This window comes from Asaia sp. HumB, from assembly GCF_030263835.1.
In the GTDB taxonomy this organism is placed as follows: Bacteria; Pseudomonadota; Alphaproteobacteria; order Acetobacterales; family Acetobacteraceae; genus Asaia; species Asaia bogorensis.
Genome location: NZ_JARPML010000002.1, coordinates 2,627,358 through 2,639,996 on the forward strand (window position 1 = coordinate 2,627,358; position 12,639 = coordinate 2,639,996).

Below are 12,639 nucleotides of genomic sequence, written 5' to 3' on the forward strand. Positions count from 1 at the left end.
TCCCAAAGCACCTTGCCAGCCTTGCTCATAGCGGTGTTTCCTATGGAGCGGGGAAACTGCATGTTGCTGAAAATCGACAGATGACCAAATCTGTTCTCGAAAACCTATAATTTCGAGCTGTGATGATCACCAGAATGAATATCCTCTGTTCTTGGTGTGAACCGCCCGGAGATCAGCAAAGCGCAAGCGTCGCACGGTGCGTTGCTACGTCCATCCCAAGTGAGGTCATACCGCGCTCTAACGTCTGAAAAGAAGAGCAAATCCGCAGATAACTCCACTCCGATCCCCAACTCAAGCCGCCCTTAGGGCGGCTTTTTTCGTTCTGGAGACATGGCTAATGAATAACTCACTGGAAATCGCCCTGGCGTTCCTGCGCCGGGAAGATATCGAGGGGCTGCGCCTTGCGCCCTATCTCTGCCCGTCCGGGTACTGGACCATCGGCATTGGCAATCGTTTTTTGTCGGATGGCTCGGCGGTCACAGCCAGGACAAAGCCCATCACTGAGGCCGTGGCCGTGTCGCTTGCAAGCGCAACCCTTGCGGGCTTGCGCGTGACACTGCGCGAGGCCGTCACGGTCCCGCTAACGCCCTGGCAAGAGGCGGCGCTTTTATCCTGGCAATTCAACATCGGCAGCGCCGCCATGCGTAGTTCCACGCTGGTCTCGCTGTTGAACCGGGGGCTTTACGCGGCAGCCGGGCAGCAACTCCTGCGATGGGACAAGGCGACGGTAAAGGGTCGTCTTGTTCCGTTGCCTGGCCTGCAACGGCGCAGGGGGCTGGAACTGGCCCTTTATTCCGGTCGGCCCGTTGCTGGCGTGCCCTTCATGGCCTGACCGGCCCACCACGACCCATTCCCACAAAACAAAAGGAAACACGGCCATGATTCTCGATTGGCAGCAATTCTATGAATCGGTGCTCCCGCTCATTCCGGCAGAGATTGCCAGCGACCTGACAATGATCGGGACATTTCTGGTCGCGCTTTGTGCCATCGTGGCGCGGTTCTGGCCCCGGCCCGCCAATGGGTCAAAATGGCTGGCGCTTTATGCGCTGATCAACCGCATCGCCATGAACAGCAAGCACGCGGCCAACGCCGACGACACAAAGGAGCCCAAGCAGTAACGTCACAAGCGACTGACGTTGTTCGGGGGTGGGTCGGCCAGCACCCAGTCGCGTTCTGGCTTTTTAATAAGCCATAACTGCCAGTTTGGCGCATAAGGACCAGTACGCGCCCCGTCAGAGAGCGCGACTTCCTCGAACGGTTTGGTGCAGGATTTGCACCGCAGGCGCTCCGCTATGTCTTTCACGCGGCAATGCGCGATGTCGGGCCGCTTCTCAAGCAGAAGCCGCAGGCCCGACACCGAGGACGCCCCACACTCACAGCTTGAGTGCAACCACAATTCCCAATCCGCCGCGAGGCGCGCAGGCATCGTGGACAGTTTCAGGTCAAGCGCAGGGTGAGGCGAAATCGCGTAAGTCATGACGTGAACGAAGAAGGAACACGCAAGCGGAGTCAATGAAATTAGCGTGTCTGTCGCTCGCATGCGGCCTGTGACCCGCCTGCGCCCATGCGCGGCCGGTCAGGATCAAAAAAAAGAACGCAAGGTTTCCCTGATTGCTCAGGCTCGACGGGGCATTGAGCGACGGGGGCTAGGCTGCGCTAACAGCCTCGCCGGGTGCCAGAAACACCCACAGGAAAACCTGCCCCGCCAACCGCTGCAGCGGCGGGGCTTTTATCGAGTAAGTATCTTATGGAGTCCAATCTGAGGCCGACTCCGGCCGTCAAACCTGTTGCCCCGTACCTAGGCGGCAAGTCGCGCCTTGCTGCGCGTATCATCGAGCGGATTCGCGCGGTTCCGCATGATCACTATGTGGAGCCTTTTGTGGGGATGGGCGGCGTCTTTTTCAGACGGCCATTCACGGCAAAATGCGAAGTGATCAACGATCTTAACCGCGACGTGTCTAATCTGTTCCGCATCTTGCAGCATCACTATGTGGCATTCATGGATATGCTGCGGTGGCAGCTTACCAGCCGGGACCAGTTCGAGCGCCTTCTGGGGGCGACGCCTGATAGTCTGACAGACCTGCACCGCGCCGCTAGGTTTCTATACCTGCAAAAAACCGCGTTCGGTGGGAAAGTGAGGCGGCCAGGATTTGGTGTCTCGCTCGGGCCTGCGCGATTCGACGTTCAGACTCTTGGCAGCACGCTAGAGGACGTGCATCAGCGGCTTAGCCGCGTCGTGATTGAGTGCCTTCCTTATCGTGAGGTACTGACACGTTACGATCGTCCTGAGACGCTGTTTTACCTCGACCCGCCCTATTGGGGGTGCGAACACGACTACGGAGCGCCCTTCGCCCGTAGCGATTTCGAAGCTCTGGCAACGATACTCGCAGGACTCAAAGGCCGATTCATCTTGTCATTGAACGACCGGCCGGAGGTGAGGGAGACGTTTGCTGCCTTCAAAATCGAGTCTGTCGAAACGTCATACTCGGTCGCGGCCGCAGCCAAGGGACGTGGGAGGGTCGGAGAGGTACTGATCAGCAAGCCATGAGCGCCGGTGCTTTTCTGCTAATTTTCATACATCCTATACACACTTTATTCTTGTATTTCATACATACCGTGTGTATAAAGAACTCATGAACAGCGCCGAACTGATCCGAGAGCTGAAAAAAGCAGGATGGGAAGAAACAAGATGCAGAGGCTCACATCACATTTTCCGCCACAAGGACCACGGGCATTCGATCACGGTCCCCCATCCTAAGAAGGATCTCGGCAAGGGCCTCGTCCACGCAATCAGAAAACAAGCCGGGCTCTAATAGCCCGGCAACGGAGAACATCAGTGAATTACCCCATCGTTATTGAGACAGGCTCGGAAACTCAGGCGTTCGGCGTGATTGTGCCTGATTTGCCGGGCTGCTTCTCGGCGGGCGATACGTTTGACCAGGCGGTGAGCGGTGCGGCTGAGGCCATCACGCTCTGGATCGAGGACGCCATCGAGAACGGCCAGAGCGTACCGCGCCCATCCCCTCTTGATCAGCTGCGCGCCGGAAGTGAATGGACCGGGGCAGGGTGGGTATGGGGCTTTGCAACGGTTAATCCGGCGCTCTTCGACGAGTCGGCCGAGCGAATCAATATCACTCTTCCGCGTCGCATTCTTGCTCGCCTAGACAGACGCGCCAAGGAAGAAAACGAGACCCGATCAGGCATGATTGCCCGGCTTGCGCTGTCGGCATGAAGTGCAAACTGGTTTGATTTGGTGGCGGATAAATGCTCCGCCACCCCGCGCATTATTCAAACTTCACCATTGAAAAGATTGGAAAACCCATCTTCTTCTAAGCTGTGGGTCGCTGGTTCGAATCCAGCAGGGCGCGCCACCCCCCTTTATCCGTATGTGGTCCTTCTCTCAGGTTTCAAAGCTTGCATCTTCTGTCGTCAGGTCAGGAGATTATGTCAGTCTCGACCACAGAGCAGTCGACTTGTGCAAACATCGTCGAAACTTGCTGCAATCGCGGCGCTGCCCCATCAGATCAGCTTTTTGCAGGGCCACCCGCAATGCTTCTGGCGCGTCTGGCCAGTAGATCTCCGGGTCCGACTATGGGGATGGTCTTGCCATGAGATGCTGTTCGGATGCCTCATCTCAACCCCATCTGCAGCAGCGTTGCGAAAAGGCAACGTCGGGGTGCAGGATGCTTGCGGTGCTTTTCCCCAGGCGGGGGCAGGGCTATAAGAATCGTACTCTGCCCGCATGATGAACGTGACAGATGACGAAGCCCGACGATCAGACAGACCGAACGACCCGATGCAAGGTATTGCCCTCATGGCCCGGCCCATGCGGGTGTTCATGTCTTGGCTGAGGTCCCGTACAAATCTGCCTCTCCTACACGCAGGCGCGATCGAGTTTCCGGGGTGAGCGAGATTCGGGCCGGGCTGTGCAGTCTGGCAATGCTCGCCTTGCCTGCCTTTTCGGCTCATGCAGCGTCCAGTGACGACGTTTCCTCGCTGGGCAATTACGCCATCAAGCATTGGACCACACAGGACGGACTGCCGCAGAATTCCATACGCGACATCGTTCAGACACCTGATGGCCGCATGTGGTTTGCGACATGGGAGGGTCTCGTCTCCTATGACGGGCTGGATTTTCACGTGCAGAACCGCGGCAGTGATCCCGCGCTGCCCGATAACGGAATTGGCGCGCTGACTCTCGATGCCGTGGGCGATATGTGGTTCAGCGACTCCCGTGGTGATGTTGGTCGTCATGACAGCGATGGCAGCTGGCATTTCTGGCCGCATGAGGCCAGTGCGCCCTCGACAATCGTCCAGTCGATGAAAGTGGACAGGCACGATGATGTCTGGATGCTTTACGAAAATCACGGTCTGGGCACCATGTCCCATTCCGGCAGGTTTCATTATCTGACGCCGGGGCATAACGAGCCGCTTTCAAGCATCTATCGCAACATGGCGTTCGATGCCTCGGATTCCCTGTGGCTCGGTACCTATAGCGGTATCATCATACGCGACAAGGATGGCCGTGTACGCCAGCCTCCGGCGTCATGGGGCCTGCCCCATGGGTTGTCATGGCCCTATCACGCGCCAGATGGCACATTCTGGATTGTCTCGGACAGCCGCATATTCTCCATCACCGATAACAAGCCTCGTCTGGCCTATGATCTGAGGGATCAGGGACGGGTTACCGCACTGCTTCAGGACCGGCATGGCTCGCTCTGGGTAGGCACCGAGGATCACGGGTTGCTGCGCCTCAGCGGGAACAGGGTGGAGGTCATGCCTGACACGCTCGACCCTACGGGCGGACGTATCCTGTATCTAGCCGAGGATACAGAGGGGTCGATCTGGGTTGGCACCAATGCCGGATTGTTCCGGCTGCAGGAAACACCCTTCAGCAGTCTGCGCCGACATAACGGGTTGTCGGGTGATTTCGTGCGCACTGTTATGGAGGATCATACCGGTGCATTATGGGTCGGCACGGATGGTGGAGTGTCGCGTATCATCAACGGTGATTCGCCCGAGACCATGTATCTGCCGACGCGTTCCGGGCATCAGCCTGAGGTGCTGTCGAGTATCGAGGATAATGACGGCACGGTCTGGCTCGGCACCTATGCAGACGGGCTTTTTGCCGTAGCGCCGGATGGAACCATACGCCATCTGGACAGCGCAAGCGGCCTGCCTGCAGGCAATGTGCGCGCGCTGGCTTTTGACGGTAGTCATAGCCTGATTGTCGGGACACAGCGCGGCTTGTTCCGACTGATGCCGGGTGACAAAGTAGAGCGATACGCGGCATCCAAGGCACTGAATGGCTTGATCACTGCCATTTTCACCAAGGGTGATACGCTCTGGATCGGAACGCTCGATGGTGTGCGGGTCATCCGTGACAGCAAGGTGCGTGCCATACGCTTCAGCGGGGTCGATGGGGCCCACACGATTTTCGGCTTCGTTGCCATTGGTGACGATCTCTGGCTGACCACTGATCGTGGGCTCTATCGCTATCGTCAGGGGAGAATGACCCATATCGGGCGTGATGCCGGGCTGCCTGTCGACTCAGTGTTTACCCTGATTCGGGATAACAGGGGTTATCTCTGGCTCACCAGCAATCGGGGCCTCTTCCGCATCGCGCTGACAGATCTGGAGGCCGTGGCCGATGGCAGACGAAAGGCCCTGAGTTATATACAGCTGGATGAAACCAACGGGCTCAGCAGCAGTCAGGCCAGCGGAAGCGCGCAGCCCAGTGCCGCGCTTGCACGTGATGGAACGCTCTGGATCGCAACGGCCATCGGTCTCGCCAGAACCGACACGAACAGCTTCGACAAATTTCTCGTCAAACCACCCCCACCCCCTGTCGCACTCGATGGCGTGGCTCTGGACGGGCGCGATATCCATGATCTGCGCAAGGGGGACGTTTTGCATGTACCGTCGCGCCATAACCTGACCATACGCTACACGGCACCAAGCTATATCGCACCCAAGGAAATCCTTTTCCGTACCACGATCACGGGGGCAGGGAGTGCCTGGACGACAACCGGGCGTTCGCGCACGCTCGAACTGACATCGCTCCCCCCCGGCGCTTACACTCTCACCACCTCGGCTGCGCATCCAGGGCAGGTCTGGCCCAGACCTGTGACGTTGGTGCGCTTCGTAATCGATCCCAAATGGTGGCAGCGTCGCCAGTTCTGGGTCTCCTGTGCGGTAGCGCTCTGCATCGTCATCGCGCTGTCCTACTGGGGCATTGTCTGGAGCTACCGGGCGGAGGCAAATCGTCTGGCGCGCGTCATCCGGTCTCGCACGACCGATCTTGAGGCCCAGACGAGGGAAAAAGATGCCTTGTTGGCGCGTCTGGAAATCCAGATCGACCTGACTGCCCGACAGGCGCGTGAAGATGCCCTGACCGGGGCTTACAACCGTCGCGCCTTCGATGAGGCGGTGGAGAAAATGCTGACAGGGGCCAACGCTGGTGGTCCTGATTTCTGTCTGGCGATTGTCGATATCGATCATTTCAAGGCGATCAATGATACCTATTCCCACCAGACGGGGGATCAGGTTCTGCGGCAGGTCGCCCACGTACTCGAGACCCATACCCATCCAGCTGACATGGTGGCCCGTATCGGGGGGGAGGAGTTCGGGATTCTTCTGCCTGCACAGACATTGGAGACGGCCATAGCCCGTCTCGACGGTGTACGTGAGGCTTTTCATGAAAAGACCGATTGGGAAATCTCACGGTCTACCGGGTTGGTTACCTTCAGCGCAGGGCTGACCCGCTTTGAAGCTGGTGATACGATCAAGACGCTTATGAAACGCGCTGATCTGCTGCTCTATGGAGCCAAGAACGCGGGGCGCGATCGCATTCACAATAGCTGATCACGGATGGGAGGCGAGTGGGGCCAAAACGTAAACAAACAATGGTTGTCCATCGGGCATGTAACACCGTATGGTCGCATTCTTCCGCTTAGTTCAGTTGTCGCACAAGCTTGAAGCCGTAAGCCGGAATGATCCTGCGGGCATTCCGGACCTGAGGTGCATGGAACCGGGTATGGTCGATAAGATGGCGACACCGCACGGGCTGCGTGCCTATGACATTCTCGATACGCCACCTGAGCGTGGCTATGATGATCTGGTCGCGCTCGCCAGCCAGATCTGCGAAACCCGCTCCGGCGTCGTGAGTCTGATCGACAGGGATCGCCAGTGGTTCAAGGCCCGTCAGGGCATCGGCCTCTGCCAGACTGATCTTGACCATGCCATTTGCGGCATGGTGGTCGCCACGGACTCAATCATCGAGATCGAGGATCTCCGGCTTGATCCCCGCACTGATCGCAACCCGCTCGTGGTCGAAGCGCCTTATCTGCGGTTTTACGCGGGCGTACCTCTGCGGACCCCGTTTGGCACAATCGGGGCGCTCGCGGTGTTCGACCCGGCGCCGAAGCCAGGGGGGCTGTCCGATGTGCAGCGAGCATCGCTCGAAAAGCTGGCGCGTCTGGTGGTCGATCTGCTGGAACTGCGTCGTCAGAGCATGGCCCATGATCGGGCACAGATGCATTGGCGCAGCCTCATCCAGACCATGAACGAGGGCTATATTCTCGCAAAACTCATGCGTGATGAGGAAGGGCAGGTGTTTGACTGGCGATATCAGGATGTCAACCCGGCCTGGGAGCGCCATCTTGGCATTGCGGCAACCGATGCCATCAACAAGACATGCCGCGATATCTTCCCGGGGGTTGAGCCACGCTGGATTTCCCTCGCGGCGCAGGCAGTCGATGAAAACCGCCCTGTGTCCTTCGTACAGGAAGTACGCACCTTGCGTCGCTGGTTCGAGGGCACGTTCTACCCTGTGGGGCAGGACTTCTTTTCACTCACCTTTCGGGAAATTACCGCTCAGGTCGCGGCGGAAAAGCGACAGACCGGCCTCATTGCGCTTGGGGATGTGTTGCGGGACGAACGGGATGTCGAGGTTATGATATGCCGGGCCATGGCGGTTGTCGGTGAGGCGTTCGACGCCGATCGGGCCACTTATGGCGAGCTCGACCACGAAATCGAAACCCTGACTGTCAGTGAGGGATGGGCGGTAGAGGGGATGCCCTCCATCAAGGGGCGTTATCGCTTTGATGATTACGGCAGACTGCGCGAGACGCTTCTCGCCGGCGAAGCGCTCGTGATCGACGATATCCTGACCGATCCGCGCACGGCTGATGAGAGTGCTGGCTGGCTGGCCCTGCGCGCGCGCGGCGTGATCAATATTCCGGTGCGTGAGGACGGTCGCAACGTGGCACTCATGCTGGTGCATTTCTCTCACCCGCATGAGTGGGGTGCGGATGAGATTCACTGGCTGCATAACGCGGCAGACCGTCTGGAGGTGGCCATAGCGCGGCGTCGTGCTGACGAGATGCAGGCAGTGGTCAATGGCGAGATAGCCCATCGTCTGCGCAATACGCTGGCAATGGTGCAGGCGGTTGCCCGAATGACCCTGCGTGATGCGCTCTCAAAAGAGGACGCCACGCGCTTCTATGAACGGCTGCAGTCACTGGGGCGCGCTCATGACCTGCTGCATGGTGATGACCAGCGCGCCGCCCATCTTGGCGATCTGATCGCCAATATCCTGCGCGATGCCAGTATGGATGAGCGATGCCGCCTGTCGGGGCCTGTCATCCGCCTGGGCTCGCGTGCGGCGATGTCTACGGCGCTTCTGATCCACGAAATGACCACCAATGCCTGCAAGCACGGGGCGCTTTCAGTGCCTGAAGGCGAGATCGAGATTGACTGGGAGATCGAGTGCCAGACCGGGGGCGGCGAACTCGTATTGAACTGGCGGGAGCGCTACGGTCCACCTGCCGCCAAGCCAGTACGTGGCGGATTTGGCTCACGCCTTATTTCCTTTGGTTTGATTGGAACGGGCGGCGTTGCGCTGCGCTATGAGCCTGAAGGTCTGTCGGCCAGTTTCCGGGCCGATGCAGAAAAGATCATGAGGACATGATGGCGCACGCGATATCGGGCAAGACGTCAGGTTTCCCTACCGTACTGGTTGTGGAGGACGAGCCGCTGCAGCGCATGTGTCTGATGGATATGGTCGAGGAAGCCGGTTACGCTGTGGCGGAGGCCTCGGATGCCGATCAGGCCCTGATTGTTCTGGAAACCCGACCTGACATCCGTATCGTTCTGGCCGATGTGGACATGCCTGGCAGCATGGACGGATTACGTCTGGCTGCCCTCGTCCGTGATCGCTGGCCGCCCATCGAGATTATTGTGACAAGTGGTCGCGGCGTACCCCAGCTCGCGACCTTTCCGGCACGGGCCAGATTCCTACCCAAACCGCTGAACGAGCAGCGCGTGAAGGAAGCCCTGACCCTCTTCGCCTAAAAGTGTACGCCGTGATTTTCCTGACGGATCAGCCGGACAGGCATTACATCGCCTGTTCAGTTACGGCCACTGGGGCGGGACGACGATGCGCGGCGACACATGACAAGACGCTGGCGATGATAAACACGAAGGAGCCGATCTCCAGCGGGCGTGGCAAGCGCTGCTCCCACGCAAACCCGTAGATCAGCGCAAAAAGCGTCTCGAACAGGATCATTTGCCCGGTGAGGGTGAGCGGTAGCAACCGGCTCATGCGGTTCCACAAGGCATTGCCACAGACCGAAGCGATAAAGGCCACTCCCGCCGAAACTGCCCAGAAAACAAGCCAGTCATGATGGCTATGCTGCGCCGGGTCGCTCAGGATGGCGGCAGGAAGGAGCACAAGAGCTTGGGCGCCGGTCATGATCCCCGTAAGTAGGTTCCAGTCATGTGCTGAGACATGATCGAGGCGCGCAAGGGCGCGACTGTTCCCGACAGCAAAGCCGGTCCAGGAGGCCAGTGCAGCGCAGGCGCATGTAAGGCCGAGAACAGGGTTGTGCCCCGGAATTCCCGGCGACAGATCTACCTGAAACAGGGCCTGCCAGCCGATGCAGAAAGCGCCGATCATGCAGAAGAACAGCGATGGCGCGAGTTTGAGCAGCGGCGGGGCATCGCTGTCGCGACTGCCGATGATCGTTACGGCCACAGGCATAAACCCTATGACAAGGGAAGTCAGGGCAATCCCGCCCTTCTGCACGGCCATGGACAACATGATATAGTAGAAACTGTTCCCCAGAAACGAGAGACGAAACAATGTGCTCCAGTCACGAGCGGCAAGAATCCGGCATAGCGCGGGCAATCGCGCGACAATCAGGACCAGTGCAATAACGCCATAGGCGAGGTAGCGCCCGGCAGCGAGATAAAGCGGCGAGAAATGACGCACCAGCTCAGGGGCGAGAAAAACCAGTCCCCACAGGGCCCCTGCGCCTGCACCGCATAAAATACCCAGGGGATAGGCTTGTCGGTCAGGCTGTGTGGCGGAAGGGTGTGTCATCTTGGCTCTCTTGCATCACGATCTTGCATGGCGGCGTGGCTTTCTTCCTGATCTGTTACGTGTTGCACGGTCAAGCCTCGCCGGGCTGTGGCGTCGATGCCGGCAGCGCTGCACGCCGATCCACAGTCCAGACAGGCATATCAGGCTGACACCGCAGAGCAGAGGCAGAATGATCCAAAGCCGTGCGTCTGGCTCACGCAGCCAAGAAAAGAAATCGAGATCATGGGGACCATAGATGACCCAGCGTGAGCCTTTTTCTGCTGTGTCGATACGTAGCAGCGCCTCGCCTGACCGGGCATCGAGATAGAGTCTTGCCCTGTCTTTTCCGATGAGACGAAAAACCGGGAAGACGCGGCGTTTGTGATGCGTCGAAAAATAATAGGCATCATCGTTCTGTAAGAGCGTTACCTCAGCCGCTGTGCCCGTCTGAGCCATTGTATCGACAAGTTCCGACGCGGTGAGGGGTGAGGGAGCGAGCGTCAGATCCAGCCGCTGCGGGTTGCCCTCTGCGTCTGTCACCAAAAGTCTCGTTCCATGCACGCCGGGTAGGGCAAGAATGTCGCGAAACGACTGATGGGGTACGCGGGTAAGTGCCGCAACTGTCTCTTCCACTGCCGAGGCGGGCAGTGTACCGCGCCATTGGGACATCCAGAGGGGGGAGGGCTTGTGAGCCATCAGCCCCGCCGGGTTCATGCTGAGAAACCCGGTCAGGATCCATGACAGGAGGAAGAGCCCGAACACCGACCCGGTAGCATGATGAATGAGATGCGTGCCGCGATAGGGTGAGAGACGACGCCCGACCCGGAAGCGGCGCAGACCGATCCAGAGCCCGAGCGTGGTCAGGGTGACGCCAAGGCCTGACAGGACAATGAGCGTGTCCGACCAGATGACCGGGTGACGGCGCAGTTGTGAAAAATACAGCCAGTGGGGGATAGCGCCAAGCCATGACCAGAACCGTGTCTTGCGGGTGGTGGCCTGTACGACATCGCCCGTCAGCGGAGAGAGATAGAGGATCGTGTGGCGCGGGCTGTCGAAATCGAAGCGATAGAACCCTGCATCATGGCCTTTGGTATTCAGGATCCATTGATCTACGCGGCGTAGACCTCTGAAAACGGGTGGGACGGTTTCGCCCTCCAGCGCAGCATAGCGGCCAGCTACCTCCGCCAGAGCGGCAGGGTCGGGATAAATATCCTTAGGGCCCAGAATCTGGCCTGTGCGCAGGTCGTAATTCCGGCTTTCTGCCTTGTCGTCCATGACCTGCAAAACCGGGACAGAGCCGGCCATAACCAGCCGGAACTGCCGATAGGAACCATGCAGATCCGGAAGCACAGGAGGGCGATCAAACCGGAGAGGCTCATGTGCCAGTCTGGCAAGCTGCTCGTCTGGCTGGGGCCAGGGTTTCCAGAGCATGACCATCCCGGACAGGCACCAGAGAAGCATCAGCGCGCCAAGGCCAACACCCAGCCAGCGATGAATCAGAAACGCCGCTCGAACGGCTTTTTTGCGCCACGGCTTCGCGCGATCAGTCATGATGAAGGAGGCGCGGGCGCATGGTTGATCCGGATAAAAACGGAAGAAAGACGGCTTTTACCTGCCGCCTCGTGATTGCCCTGACAAGACGCCTGTGTCGTGCGGCGCTGCATCGATGCCGCCTGCTCAGGCCTCGATGAGGTTCACGCCAAGCATGCGCAGTTCCGTCAGGCAGGCGGCAGGGTCAGGGGCAATGCCGCGACAGCCAGAGAGCGCGATATCAGTTGCGAAGCCAAGCCGCCGCGCATCCCGGGCGGTTGCAGCAACACAGTAATCGAGCGCTAGGCCGCAAAGCGTGACCTGCCCGATATCGAGCCCGCGCAGGAGGCCTTCGAGCCCGATGGCGTGGACGTGATCGTTATCGAAGAAGGCCGAGTAGGAATCACAGGCAATATCCAGCCCCTTATGGACGATATGGCTGAGTCGGCTCTGGTTCAGGCGGGGAGAAAAATCGGCCCCTCTTGTGCCTGCTACGCAGTGAACGGGCCAGGGACCGCCATAGGGCGTGAAAGAGCAGTGTTCAGGCGGGTGCCAGTCCCGGCTGGCGATAACGGCTGCACAATCAAGAGACAGGAGCGTGTTGATTGCCGGGAAAATCGCATCGCCATTGGGCACGGCGAGCGCACCGCCAGGCAGAAAATCGTTCTGTACGTCAATCAGGAGGAGGGCTTTTTGCATGGTCACTCCGGTGGCTCCCTGTTTCTCCAGAAGGCTAGGCGCCTGCG

The 12,639-nt window shown here is 59.1% G+C and carries 12 protein-coding genes; 8 read left to right on the plus strand and 4 right to left on the minus strand.

The features are described 5' to 3' along the window. Positions 1-337 precede the first annotated feature (337 nt). Both P5689_RS12940 and P5689_RS12945 read left to right on the plus strand, forming a co-directional pair. On the plus strand, positions 338-832 hold the full coding sequence (locus tag P5689_RS12940; RefSeq protein WP_285533463.1) for a lysozyme: 495 nt from the start codon (positions 338-340) through the stop codon (positions 830-832). Positions 833-878: 46 nt separating this feature from the next. Then, positions 879-1,118 carry a hypothetical protein gene (locus P5689_RS12945; protein WP_285533465.1) on the plus strand — a complete coding sequence of 80 codons (240 nt, stop codon included), beginning with the start codon at positions 879-881 and terminating at the stop codon, positions 1,116-1,118. Positions 1,119-1,120: 2 nt separating this feature from the next. Here the strand turns inward: P5689_RS12945 and P5689_RS12950 are convergent, their stop codons facing one another. Then, complete coding sequence (locus tag P5689_RS12950; protein WP_285533466.1) at positions 1,121-1,426, minus strand: hypothetical protein; 306 nt, start codon at positions 1,424-1,426, stop codon at positions 1,121-1,123. Positions 1,427-1,747: 321 nt separating this feature from the next. On the opposite strand from P5689_RS12950, the gene P5689_RS12955 reads away from it, so the two are divergent. The 6 genes from P5689_RS12955 (at position 1,748) to P5689_RS12980 (ending at position 9,354) form a co-directional block, all read left to right on the plus strand. After that, complete coding sequence (locus P5689_RS12955; protein ID WP_285533468.1) at positions 1,748-2,548, plus strand: DNA adenine methylase; 801 nt, start codon at positions 1,748-1,750, stop codon at positions 2,546-2,548. A gap of 85 nt (positions 2,549-2,633) precedes the next feature. After that, the gene (locus P5689_RS12960) at positions 2,634-2,813 is read left to right on the plus strand and encodes a type II toxin-antitoxin system HicA family toxin (protein WP_285533470.1); all 180 of its coding nucleotides are present in this window, start codon (positions 2,634-2,636) and stop codon (positions 2,811-2,813) included. A 23-nt stretch (positions 2,814-2,836) separates the two neighbouring features. Continuing rightward, positions 2,837-3,232 carry a type II toxin-antitoxin system HicB family antitoxin gene (locus tag P5689_RS12965; RefSeq protein ID WP_285533472.1) on the plus strand — a complete coding sequence of 132 codons (396 nt, stop codon included), beginning with the start codon at positions 2,837-2,839 and terminating at the stop codon, positions 3,230-3,232. 671 nt (positions 3,233-3,903) lie between these two features. Beyond that, positions 3,904-6,864, plus strand: a complete 2,961-nt coding sequence (locus P5689_RS12970; protein WP_285533475.1) for a diguanylate cyclase — start codon at positions 3,904-3,906, stop codon at positions 6,862-6,864. 172 nt (positions 6,865-7,036) lie between these two features. Continuing rightward, positions 7,037-8,971: a GAF domain-containing protein gene (locus P5689_RS12975; RefSeq protein WP_200863472.1), complete on the plus strand. Its 1,935-nt coding sequence runs from the start codon at positions 7,037-7,039 to the stop codon at positions 8,969-8,971. Continuing rightward, the gene (locus P5689_RS12980; RefSeq protein WP_197669055.1) at positions 8,968-9,354 is read left to right on the plus strand and encodes a response regulator; all 387 of its coding nucleotides are present in this window, start codon (positions 8,968-8,970) and stop codon (positions 9,352-9,354) included. The genes P5689_RS12975 and P5689_RS12980 overlap by 4 nt, the downstream gene beginning before the upstream one ends. Positions 9,355-9,397: 43 nt before the next feature. On the opposite strand, the gene P5689_RS12985 is transcribed toward P5689_RS12980, so the two are convergent. The 3 genes from P5689_RS12985 to P5689_RS12995 all read right to left on the minus strand — a co-directional run bounded on the left by P5689_RS12985 (position 9,398) and on the right by P5689_RS12995 (position 12,592). Next, positions 9,398-10,384, minus strand: coding sequence for a DMT family transporter (locus tag P5689_RS12985; RefSeq protein WP_285533478.1), 987 nt, complete (start codon positions 10,382-10,384; stop codon positions 9,398-9,400). Positions 10,385-10,399: 15 nt separating this feature from the next. Further along, a complete protein-coding gene (locus P5689_RS12990) occupies positions 10,400-11,914 on the minus strand; it encodes a PepSY domain-containing protein (RefSeq protein ID WP_285533480.1) in 1,515 nt (504 codons plus the stop codon). Positions 11,915-12,040: 126 nt separating this feature from the next. Further along, positions 12,041-12,592, minus strand: a complete 552-nt coding sequence (locus P5689_RS12995; protein ID WP_285533482.1) for a nicotinamidase — start codon at positions 12,590-12,592, stop codon at positions 12,041-12,043. Between the last annotated feature and the right edge of the window lie 47 nt (positions 12,593-12,639).